This window comes from Microvirga sp. Mcv34, assembly GCF_024519725.1.
Taxonomy (GTDB): domain Bacteria; phylum Pseudomonadota; class Alphaproteobacteria; order Rhizobiales; family Beijerinckiaceae; genus Microvirga.
Genome location: NZ_JALJRK010000009.1, coordinates 110,534 through 121,432 on the forward strand (window position 1 = coordinate 110,534; position 10,899 = coordinate 121,432).

11 protein-coding genes are annotated in these 10,899 nt (G+C 64.8%); 3 read left to right on the plus strand and 8 right to left on the minus strand.

From position 1 onward, the window contains the following. Nucleotides 1-164 precede the first annotated feature (164 nt). Nucleotides 165-773, minus strand: coding sequence for a TetR/AcrR family transcriptional regulator (locus tag OC446_RS07990; RefSeq protein WP_262028509.1), 609 nt, complete (start codon nt 771-773; stop codon nt 165-167). Between the two features lie 191 nt (nt 774-964). Here OC446_RS07990 and OC446_RS07995 point away from each other — a divergent pair, with 191 nt between their 5' ends. Beyond that, entirely contained in the window at nt 965-2,206 is a 1,242-nt protein-coding gene (locus tag OC446_RS07995; protein WP_262028510.1) for an NRAMP family divalent metal transporter, read from the plus strand. A gap of 7 nt (nt 2,207-2,213) precedes the next feature. Here OC446_RS07995 and zapE read toward each other — a convergent pair whose 3' ends face one another. The 7 genes from zapE to sdhC all read right to left on the minus strand — a co-directional run bounded on the left by zapE (nt 2,214) and on the right by sdhC (nt 8,847). After that, nucleotides 2,214-3,401, minus strand: a complete 1,188-nt coding sequence (gene zapE, locus OC446_RS08000) for a cell division protein ZapE (RefSeq protein ID WP_262028511.1) — start codon at nt 3,399-3,401, stop codon at nt 2,214-2,216. A 237-nt stretch (nt 3,402-3,638) separates the two neighbouring features. Further along, nucleotides 3,639-4,235 carry an AprI/Inh family metalloprotease inhibitor gene (locus OC446_RS08005; RefSeq protein ID WP_315986485.1) on the minus strand — a complete coding sequence of 199 codons (597 nt, stop codon included), beginning with the start codon at nt 4,233-4,235 and terminating at the stop codon, nt 3,639-3,641. Between the two features lie 59 nt (nt 4,236-4,294). Next, complete coding sequence (locus OC446_RS08010; RefSeq protein ID WP_262028512.1) at nt 4,295-4,822, minus strand: hypothetical protein; 528 nt, start codon at nt 4,820-4,822, stop codon at nt 4,295-4,297. A gap of 81 nt (nt 4,823-4,903) precedes the next feature. Next, on the minus strand, nt 4,904-5,686 hold the full coding sequence (locus tag OC446_RS08015; RefSeq protein WP_262028513.1) for a succinate dehydrogenase iron-sulfur subunit: 783 nt from the start codon (nt 5,684-5,686) through the stop codon (nt 4,904-4,906). Between the two features lie 498 nt (nt 5,687-6,184). Next, the gene (gene sdhA, locus OC446_RS08020; protein ID WP_262028514.1) at nt 6,185-8,008 is read right to left on the minus strand and encodes a succinate dehydrogenase flavoprotein subunit; all 1,824 of its coding nucleotides are present in this window, start codon (nt 8,006-8,008) and stop codon (nt 6,185-6,187) included. Between the two features lie 11 nt (nt 8,009-8,019). Next, the gene (sdhD, locus tag OC446_RS08025) at nt 8,020-8,439 is read right to left on the minus strand and encodes a succinate dehydrogenase, hydrophobic membrane anchor protein (protein WP_262028515.1); all 420 of its coding nucleotides are present in this window, start codon (nt 8,437-8,439) and stop codon (nt 8,020-8,022) included. A 12-nt stretch (nt 8,440-8,451) separates the two neighbouring features. After that, nucleotides 8,452-8,847 carry a succinate dehydrogenase, cytochrome b556 subunit gene (gene sdhC, locus OC446_RS08030; protein WP_262028516.1) on the minus strand — a complete coding sequence of 132 codons (396 nt, stop codon included), beginning with the start codon at nt 8,845-8,847 and terminating at the stop codon, nt 8,452-8,454. 200 nt (nt 8,848-9,047) lie between these two features. Between sdhC and OC446_RS08035 the strand changes: the two genes are divergently transcribed. Beyond that, nucleotides 9,048-9,935 (plus strand): LysR substrate-binding domain-containing protein, encoded by an 888-nt coding sequence (locus tag OC446_RS08035; protein WP_262028517.1) that lies wholly within the window; start codon nt 9,048-9,050, stop codon nt 9,933-9,935. 136 nt (nt 9,936-10,071) lie between these two features. Then, nucleotides 10,072-10,746, plus strand: coding sequence for a hypothetical protein (locus tag OC446_RS08040; RefSeq protein ID WP_262028518.1), 675 nt, complete (start codon nt 10,072-10,074; stop codon nt 10,744-10,746). Nucleotides 10,747-10,899 lie beyond the last annotated feature (153 nt).

Sequence of the window (10,899 nt, forward strand, 5' to 3'; positions counted from 1 at the left end):
TGGGCCGCCATCAAGCGACCAAAAGGTTAACAGGCAGGGCTTTCCGCCACAGGGAAAGTCTCGGCAAGCTTAACAGTTCTAAAATACTTCGTTATTACAGGAACTTGAACGCTTTTAGACCATCGGAATTTTTGTGTTACAAATTCCAAATTTTGTAACTGACGCTACACGCTTCCATTGGCCAGCGCCCTCAAGATGACCCGGATCATGGTCGCGAGCCGCTGGTCGAGGATGTCCTCAGGCACCTCCGCGTCCAGCCGGACCGTCAGGGGATTGATGAAGCGATAGACGGAATCCGTGACGAAAGCGTGTGCTTTCTCCCGGTCGCGGGGGTCGAACTTGGCGGTTGCGATGCCCTCGTCCAGCACCCGGTCGATCAGCAGCCGCATCCGGGACCGGTGCTTCCGAATGAGCGGCCGGGAGGTCTCGGTGGCCGAGCAATAGACGTCGAAGAGGTTCCGGTCTTCCTTGAGAAGATCCCGATGGATCCGCGCCCAGGCTTGGATCACGCGCTCCAGCTTGTCGTCGGCGGGATCGGGGGAATCCGCGATATCCGCGATGGTCGCCTCCATCCGCCGCAGCCATTGCCCGGCCACCGCGTCGATGAGGGCCGCCTTGTTGGCGAAGTAGCGGTAGACATTGGCGTGGGTCATGCCGGCCGCATCGGCGATGCCCACCACGGTGATGTGCCGGGGGCCGTGGCGGCGCAGCTCATCGGCCGCAATGGCGAGGAGCCTCGTCTCCACCGGCATGGTATGGCGTACGTTCTTCATGGCATCCGGTCCGAGGAGCCCTCGGGTGAAGCGGGATCGGTCAGGAGCCTCGTTAACATGAAGAGAGGAGGACGGGCCAGAACGCATCCGCTTGACGGACTGGGGTCCCATCGCCCCTACTGGTCGGGCTCCCGGTCATCCGCACCCCAGGGCCCGTCGTGACGAAACCCGTGTCGAGACATCGTCGATCCTTGTTCAACCTTCTGGGTCCGGGCCTGATCACGGGTGCGGCGGATGACGACCCGAGCGGGATCGCCACTTACTCTCAGGCCGGCGCCCAGACGGGCTTCGGCCTGCTGTGGACGGTGTTCCTGACGACGCCCTTCATGACCGCCATCCAGATCATCAGCGCTCGCATCGGCGCGGTTACGGGACGCGGGATCACGGCCAATGCCCTGGTTATCTATCCGCGCCCTCTCGTGCTCGGGCTGATCGCCCTGCTCTGCGTCGCGAACGCTATCAACATCGCGGCGGACCTGGCCGCCATGGGCGAAGCCATGCAGATGCTGACCGGCGGCCCTCCCCATGTCTATGCCGCCGCCTTCGGGCTCTTCTGCCTCATGTTCGAGGTCTTCGTCTCCTACCGGCGCTATGCGCCTTACCTCAAGGGTCTGACCCTCGCGCTCTTCGCCTATGTGGCGGCAGCCTTCAGCATCGATGTGCCTTGGAGAGAGGTTTTCGCGGCGACGTTCGTCCCTCATTTCTCTTCCGGGACGGATTACTGGTTCCTCGTCGTCGCCATTCTCGGCACCACCATCAGCCCCTATCTCTTCTTCTGGCAGGCCGCCGAGGAGGTTGAGGAAGACAGGCTGAAGCACAGCAACAGCTTCAGGCACTCGCCTCAACGGGCGCAGGCCCGGCTGAAAGGGATCAGCATCGACACCTGGATCGGAATGGCGTTTTCCAACCTCGTCGCCTTCTTCATTATCGTCACGACGGCCGCCACCCTGCACAAAAGCGGCGTCACCGATATCCAGACGGCCTCGCAGGCAGCCGAGGCGCTTCGCCCCATCGCGGGCCCCTTCACCTTCTTCGTTTTCGCGGCGGGGATCATCGGAACGGGATTGCTGGCCGTGCCGGTTCTCGCAGGGTCCGCCGCCTATGCGGTGGCCGATGCCTTCGGGTGGCGCAGCAGCCTCGAACTGACTGTGATGAAGGCGCGCGGCTTCTACTTGATCCTCGGCGGCGCCACGTGCCTCGGCATTCTTCTGGCACTCACGCGCATCGATCCCATCAAGCTCCTTCTATGGAGCGCCGTCATCAACGGCATCGCGGCCGCCCCGATCATGGCCCTGATGATGGGCATCGTCACCAGCAAGCGCGTGTTGGGCGACTACACGGTAAAGACCTGGCTCGCCTGGGTCGGCTGGGGCGCGACGGGCCTCATGGGCCTGACCGTCCTTGCCCTCATCGCCAGCCTGTTGCTCGGCTGATGTCTGCTTACGTCTCGACCAGTCCCGTGGAACTGCCGAGTTCCTCCCGCCCATGCGGCAGGGACAGGTATTCCTCGGACCGCATCTCGATGAGGCGCGACACCGTGCGGTCGAATTCGAAAGCCTCGCGACCGCTGTCGGCGTGATAGAGCGCGAGCACCTCGGCCTCGGCGGAGGCGAGGAGCTTCACATGGGCATCGTAGAGGGCATCGATGAGCATGATGAAGCGCTTGGCCTCATTGCGCCGCTCGAAGGACATGACCGGGATGTTTTCGAGAACGACCGTGTGGAACTCCTCGGCTACCGCCAGGTAGTCGGCCGCGCCGAGCGGCTTGGAGCAGAGATCCGCGAAGGAGAAGCGCGCCACGCCGCCCGCCGCCTGCGGCACCTCGACAGGATGCCCCTTGACGGTCAGGGTGACGGGCTTGCCGCTCTCGCGGCCCGTCAGGCTCTTGAAGGCGCGGGTGAGCGCGAGGTGGGCGTGGTTGTCCGCCGGCGCATAGAAGACCGGGCTGCCCGCGAGCTTCTCGAGCCGGAAATCCGTGCGGGAGTCGAGCTTCACCACCGCCATCCGCTCCTGCAGCAATCCGATGAAGGGCAGGAAGAGCGAGCGGTTGAGACCGCCCTCGTAGAGCCGGTCCGGTTCGACATTGGAGGTAGCGACCACCACGACCCCATGGGCGAAAAGCGCCGTGAACAGGCGCCCGAGGATCATGGCGTCGGCGATGTCCGTGACGGTGAACTCGTCGAAGCAGAGCACCCAGGCCTCCTGGGCCAGGGCCTCCGCCACGGGTGCGATGGGGTCGTCGCCCGTGACCTTGCCGCTTTTCAGCTTCTGCCTGTAATCGTGGATGCGCCCATGCACATCGGCCATGAAGGCATGGAAATGGACCCGGCGCTTGCGCCGAACGGGCAGCGCCTCGAAGAACAGGTCCATCAGCATGGTCTTGCCGCGCCCGACCGAGCCCCAGACGTAGAGCCCCCTGGGCGTCTTCTCCGCGCTTTTCTTGCCGAACAGCCAGCCGAGCGCGCTGGGCTTGCGGGCGAGACGATGGTTGGCGAGGCTCTCGGCGAGCGTTTCCAGCCGCTTGAGCAGGGCCACCTGCGCCGGATCGCGCTCGATGGCGCCCGACGTGACCAGGGCTTGATAGCGGGCGGTGATGGATTGAGGCGAGGAAAAGGAGGTGTCGTTCACGGGAAGACCGATACCCCTCCCCGCCTTGGAGCGCAAATATCTTGAGAGTGGTGACGCTGGAAAAACGGCCAACTCTCAAAGCTTGGTCGACCGCTTACCCACTACATCATCACCGGCCTTGTGCCGGTGATCCTGATGGTTTGAAGCGCCTCGCCCTTCCAATCGAGATGGCCGGCACAAGGCCGGCCATGACGTGGAGGTTCATTGACTGAATTTAGGAAAGTCCCGCCCTTGGCTTCAGCGCGTCAGGCTGAGCGGTGCCCCGGACTTGGCAAGAACGCCGCTGAGGGACGAGGAGGATCCACGCAGGCGCGCCGTCACGGAGCCGCCGGTCTGGTAGAGGTAAACCTCGCCGTCGCGGTAATCCCAGGCGTTGACCTTGGACAGATCCTGGTTGGAGCAGCCGGACGCGGAGGCACGGTAGAGATCGAGCGCGGGAGTGCTCGAAAGCTGGACCCGGCAGGAGCCGCCGGAGGTCTGGACGCTCCAGTTGCCCACCATGGCGGTGCGGCTCGTCGGCGCCGCGGCGGGAGCGGGCGAGGCGGCCGGCCCGCCGATGGTCGGCGGAGGAGGCGCAGGCGGCAGGCCGGCGATCTCAGTCCCACCGGCCGGGGGTGCCGTCATGTCGGGAGCGATGGGCGCGCCGGCGATCGGCGGCAGCGGAGATGCCTCGATGGGCGCCGAAGGCACGGCTTCGACCGGCGGAGCCTCCGTGATCGTCGCCGCCGCGGCGCCGCGGGTCGGCGGACCGCCGAGGCGGGTCGAGGAGCACGCGCCGAGCGCCAGGGCGGAGCACAGAGCGGCAGTCAGAGCATAACGACTTTTCATCATCATCGCGGCAGGTGCTTTACTCTTTGGATTTAGAAGGGCGGGCTACCGTCAAATGGCAGAGATTAGCTTCGAGTCAAGGCGAGACGATCCTTGAGCATTTTGAGGCAGTTGACCTGGATCGGAGTCGGCTCTCCGTCGATGGCGGCGATGCGCGCCGCCATGGCATGGAGATCCATCCGCTCCGAAGGCTGCAAGGCCTCCAGCCACAACTTGGAGAACCGGAGCGACAAGGTGTTGGAATCGGTCGCGTGATCGGCCACCCACTTGGCGAAGGTGAAGACCTCATCCACGGGAGACAGGCCTATGACCTGTTCCATCTCAGCCTTGATCGCCCGTTCCGCCGCAGGGCTCAAGGTGCCGCGCTCGGAAGCCAGCGCGATGAGCATCGCGACTGCCGCCGCAGCGGGATCATCGACGGCCTCGATGGGCGAGCTTTCGGCTTTGTGCCGAAACCGCTTCCGCCGGTAGGCGCCACGCGCGCGCTGCGCGGCATCAAGCACCTCGTGGGCGGCGTGCCCCACATCGCGCAGACGATAGTACCAGAAGGCGGCAGCCCCGAGGGCGCCGATAATCGCAAGCAGGGCCGGCATAAAAAACTCCGGGCATGGATATCATCCCATCCCCGGAGTGTTACAATAAAACGCGCAAGGCGCGCTAGGCCTTTTGTCCGGTTACACCACGCGTGCGACCATCATCTTCTTGACCTCGGCGATGGCCTTGGCCGGGTTCAGGCCCTTGGGGCAGGTGTTGGCGCAGTTCATGATCGTGTGGCAGCGATAGAGCCGGAACGGATCGTGCAGGTTGTCGAGGCGCTCGCCGGTGTTCTCGTCGCGGCTGTCGATGAGCCAGCGATAGGCCTGGAGCAGGGCTGCCGGGCCCAGGAAACGGTCGCCGTTCCACCAATAGCTCGGGCAGGATGTGGTGCAGCAGGCGCAGAGGATGCACTCGTAGAGGCCGTCGAGCTTCGAGCGCTCCTCCGGCGTCTGGCGCCATTCGGTCTCCGGCGCGGGCGTCTCCGTCTGGAGCCAGGGCTCAACGGAGGCGTGCTGGGCGAAGAAGCTCGTCAGGTCCGGCACCAGATCCTTCAGCACCGGCATGTGCGGCAGCGGATAGATCTTGATCGAGTCCGACGCGCAATCGTCGATGCCCAGCGTGCAGGCCAGCGTGTTGCCGCCCATGATGTTCATGGCGCAGGACCCGCAGATGCCCTCGCGGCAGGAGCGGCGGAAGACCAGCGTGGAATCGACGTTGTTCTTGATCCAGAGCAGCGCATCGAGAACCATCGGGCCGCAATCGTCCCGGTCGACGTAGTAGGTGTCGATGCGCGGATTGGCGCCGTCATCCGGATTCCAGCGATAGATGCGGAATTCCTGGACGTTGGAAGCCCCTTCCGGCTTCGGCCAGGCCTTGCCTTCGGTGTACTTGGAGTTCTTGGGAAGCGTGAACTGAGCCATGTGTTGCCTGCTAACTCTATCAGTAAGCGGTAATGTTTGTTTTTCGAGGACACGTTCCGTAAGCGCTCTCAAGCTTGTCGCATGACTTGAGCCACGTTCCGGATAAAGCGCAATCAGTCAGCTTGAGCCAGCTTCCGGCTCGCGCCCAGCTGACAGTTACCGTGCGCCCTGCTTGTTTGCTGCGGTTAGGTGTCGGATCGAACGTAAAGCCGCATGTGGTCGTGCTGCCACTAGCAGCAGGAAATGCCCCAAAACTCACAACACTCATTGCAAGAGTTTTACCAGAGAAGCGGTAAGCCCCCTCAGTAGTAGGATTGCTGTGAGACATGCTCCCATTCTCATTGAAGCAAAGGCTTGAATAAGCGCTGCCCGCTTGGCCATTGTCCCAGCACCCAATGATCCTCTTCTGAGGATTGATAGGTTGCGCATGGGCCACGCTGCAAAGCAGCGCGAAACCAATCACAAGCATGCAGCCCTTTTTCACCACGCATCGCTGCCTTAGTACACGCGAGCCTTCGGCTCGATGTACTGAATGTCGTTCGACATGGTGTAGGTGTGCACCGGGCGGTAATCGAGCGTCACCTTGTGGGAGGTGTCGTCGAGCCATGCCAGGGTGTGCTTCATCCAGTTCTTGTCGTCGCGCTCGGTGAAGTCCTCGCGGGCATGGGCGCCGCGGGATTCCTCGCGGTTCGCCGCACCCTCCATGGTGACGACGGCCTGTCCGATCAGATTGTCGAACTCCAGCGTCTCGAGGAGGTCGGTGTTCCAGATCAGCGAGCGGTCCGTGACCTTGATGTCTGCGGATGCGCTCCACACGTCGTGGATGAGCTTGCGGCCCTCTTCCAGAACCTCGCCGGTGCGGAACACCGCGCAGTTGTTCTGCATGGTCTTCTGCATCTGGAGGCGCAGCTCCGCAGTCGGGGTCGAGCCGTTGGCGTAGCGGAACTTGTCGAGGCGCGAGAGCGCGAGCTCGTCGGCGCTCTTGGGCAGGTCCGCGTGACGGGCGTTCGGCTCCAGGATCTCGGCGCAGCGCAGGCCGGCCGCGCGGCCGAACACCACGAGGTCGATGAGCGAGTTCGAGCCGAGGCGGTTCGCGCCGTGCACGGACACGCAGGCTGCTTCGCCCAGCGCCATCAGGCCCGGCACCACCGTGTCCGGGTTGCCGTTCTTCAGGGTCAGCACTTCGCCGTGATAGTTCGTGGGAATACCGCCCATGTTGTAGTGGACGGTCGGCAGGACCGGGATCGGCTCCTTGGTCACGTCGACGCCCGCGAAGATCTTCGCGCTTTCCGAGATGCCCGGCAGGCGCTCGTGCAGGATCTTCGGATCGAGGTGGTCGAGGTGGAGATAAATGTGGTCCTTGTTCTTGCCGACGCCGCGACCGGCGCGGATCTCCATGGTCATGGCGCGCGAGACCACATCACGGGAGGCGAGGTCCTTGGCGGACGGCGCATAGCGCTCCATGAAGCGCTCGCCTTCCGAATTGGTGAGGTAACCGCCCTCGCCGCGCGCGCCCTCGGTGATGAGGCAGCCCGAGCCGTAGATGCCGGTCGGGTGGAACTGCACGAATTCCATGTCCTGCAGGGGCAGGCCGGCGCGCAGCACCATGGCATTGCCGTCGCCCGTGCAGGTATGGGCCGACGTCGCGGAGAAGTATGCGCGTCCGTAGCCGCCTGTGGCGAGGATCGTCATGTGGGCGCGGAAGCGGTGGATCTCGCCGGTGGACTGGTTGAGCGCCACGACGCCGACGCAGCGGCCGTCGGAATCCATCATCAGGTCGAGGGCGAAATACTCGATGAAGAAGTTGGTCTGGTTCTTCACCGCCTGGCCGTAGAGCGTGTGCAGGATCGCGTGGCCCGTGCGGTCGGCGGCCGCGCAGGTGCGCTGCGCGGTACCCTTGCCGAAATCGGTGGTCATGCCGCCGAAGGGACGCTGGTAGATCTTGCCCTCGGCCGTGCGGGAGAAGGGAACGCCCCAGTGCTCCAGCTCGTAGACGGCGGCCGGCGCGTTGCGCACGAGGTACTCGATGGCATCCTGATCGCCGAGCCAGTCCGACCCCTTCACGGTGTCGTACATGTGCCAGCGCCAATCGTCCGGCCCCATGTTGCCGAGGGAGGCGGAGATGCCGCCCTGCGCCGCCACCGTGTGAGAGCGCGTGGGGAACACCTTGGTGATGCAGGCGGTGCGCAGCCCGGCCTGCGAGCAGCCGACGGTGGCGCGAAGACCCGCGCCGCCCGCGCCCACGATCACCACGTCGAAGGTGTGGTCGATGATCGTATAGGCCTTGCCGTTGACGGCGGCGCCGTTCGTTGCTTGAGCCATGTGTGAATTCCTTAAAGCAAGATGCGGCCGAGGCTGACCTTGAGGATGGCGTAGAGGCAGGCCACCCCGACGATCACGGCGTAGAAATTGTTCGCGATGACGGCCGCGATCTTCGGGCCCTTGTCGTGGACGTAGTCCTCGATGACGATCTGCATGCCGAGCCGCATGTGGTTCACGACCGAGATCACCGCGAGGATGAGAATGATCGCCACCAGCGGGTGCGAGATGATCGCGATGGCGTCCTGGTAGGACGGAGAATTCGCCAGCGCCGCGACGATGATCACGAAGGAGATGATGAGAGGGACGTTCGACACCGCCGTGACGCGGTGGATCCACCAATGCTCGACCCCGTGCCCGGAGGCGCCGAGGCCCTTCACGCGGGCGAGCGGGGTGCGCATGGAAACGCGGGTATCAGCCCTGTTGTCGGCCATGGATCCGGCTCCTTAGAAGGCGATGAAGGCGACGACCCAGATCGCGAGCGTGAGCGCGATCGAGCCGACGAGGGTGAAGCGGGCCATGTTGATGCGCTGCTCCGGCTCCATGCCGTAGCCGAAATCCCACACCAGGTGGCGCACGCCGCCCAGCATGTGGTGCATCAGGATCCAGGTGTAGCCGAACAGGATCAGGTACCCGAGGGGCGAGCCGAAGAACCATTGCACGGCATCGAAGGCCGAAGGCCCGGAGGCCAGGGCCACCAGCCAGATGGCGAAGAGCGCGATGCCCCCGTACAAGGCGATGCCCGTGATGCGGTGGGCGACGGACATCGCCATCGTCCAGCTCCACCGGTAAATCTGAAGATGCGGGGACAGGGGCCGCGGGGCCACTTTCGCCTCAGCCATGGTGTTCACTCCTGATCGGCGACGTCGGCCGCCCGTAGTTTGGAACGGTTCGTAATGGAAGCGCGGCAACACCGCAATGCGCCTTATGCCGGGTGGACGGCGGCAGGCACACTTCGTCGGCCGCGAAGTTTGCTATAGGGTCGCTTATCGCACAATTTTTAATTATTCTTATCTCCCTTCGCAGTTGACGAAGGATACCGATGCAATTCGATCTGACGGACCTGAGCCTCTTCCGCCACGTGGTCGAGGCCGGCAGCATCACCCACGGGGCCGAGCGGGCCCATCTGGCGCTGGCGGCGGCGAGCACCCGCATCCGCAACATGGAAAAATCCCTCGGTGCCCCCCTGCTCCTGCGGACCCGCGCGGGGGTGACCCCGACGCCCGCCGGCCGGACCCTGCTCCAGCACGCCCGCGCCCTCCTCGCCCAAGCCGAGCGCCTGCGCGAGGATCTGGGCACCTATACGGGCGGGCTGTCGGGCCAGATCCGGATCCTCTCGAACACCAACGCCCTCACGGAGTTCCTCCCCGAGGCCCTGGGTGCCTTCCTGGCCGAGCATCCGCACGTCTCCATCGACCTGGAGGAGCGGCTCAGCGACGAGATTGTGGGCCTGATCGCCGAAGGGGTCGGGGATCTCGGCATCGTGGCCGGCACGGTCGATACGGGCCGGCTGGAGACCTACCCGTTCCGCAGCGACCGCTTCGTGCTCGTGGTGCCGAAGGGCCATCCTCTGGCGACCCGGGTCGAAATCCCGTTCGCCGAGGTGCTGGAGCACGATTTCGTCGGCCTCGACCGGGCGAGCGCCCTCCAGCGCTTCCTCGCCGGCAAGGCGACGCGGATCGGCAAGCCCATTCGGCTCAGGGTGCAGCTGCGCAGCTTCGACGCGGTCTGCCGCATGGTGGAGGCTGGGGTGGGCCTGGGCATCGTGCCCGAAACCACCGCCCGCCGCGCCGCCCGCAGCACGGCTATCGTGCCGGTCGAGCTGGAGGATGCCTGGGCCGCCCGGGACCTCACCCTCTGCATCCGGTCCCTCAAGGACCTGCCGCCTTCCGCGCGACAATTAGTGGAGCATCTGCGCCAGAAGGCCTGACGGGCCACCCCATCCCGAAGGGTCCCGTTTCGCCCTCGAAAAGCGCCGTGAGGAGGGAATGATTCTCCTGTCAGGATTGTCTCTGAAACCGTCCGTCTCGAACAAGGGCGGTCCTCAATCCATCACGGAGGAAACAATGCGCGTTGTGAATGGTGGCAGGCTTTTGGCCGCAATCGGGTGGCTCGCCCTCTTACCTGCGGGTTCCGCTCTGGCGCAGAGCGCCCAGGACACCACGTTCTTCGTCACCAGCGTCGGCTCCGGCAAGGGCGCGGATCTCGGCGGGCTCGAGGGGGCGGACCGGCATTGCCAATCCCTGGCCGAAGCGGCCGGCATTCGCGGGAAGATCTGGCGGGCGTATCTCTCAACTCAAAGCGCGGGCGGCGGCACGGCCGTCAATGCGAAGGACCGCATCGGGCGCGGTCCGTGGCAGAACGCCAAGGGTGTCGTGATCGCCAAGGATGTGGCGAACCTGCACGGGCCCGGCAACAATCTCACCAAGCAGACGGCCCTGACCGAGAAGGGCGAGCCGGTGAAGGGCCGCGGCGACCAGCCGAACGAGCACGACATGCTGACCGGGACGCAGCCCGACGGCACGGCCTTCGCCGGCAATCAGGACATGACCTGCGGCAACTGGACGAAAAGCGGCGCCGACGGCGCCGCCATGCTCGGGCACCACGACCGCGCAGGCCTTGACGAGTCGCCGCCGGCCAAGTCCTGGAACTCGTCCCATGCGTCACCGGGCGGGTGCAGCCAGGACGCCCTGAAGAGCACCGGCGGCGCGGGGCTCTTTTATTGCTTCGCGGCGAACTGATCTAAGCGCTGGCGCAGTGTGCGGGCCCGAGGGTCCGCACGCAGTCGTCAGTGCCGGAAATGCCGGTAGCCGGTGAACACCATCGCGAGACCGGCCTCGTCGGCGGCCTTGATCACCTCGTCGTCGCGCATGGAGCCGCCGGGCTGGATCACC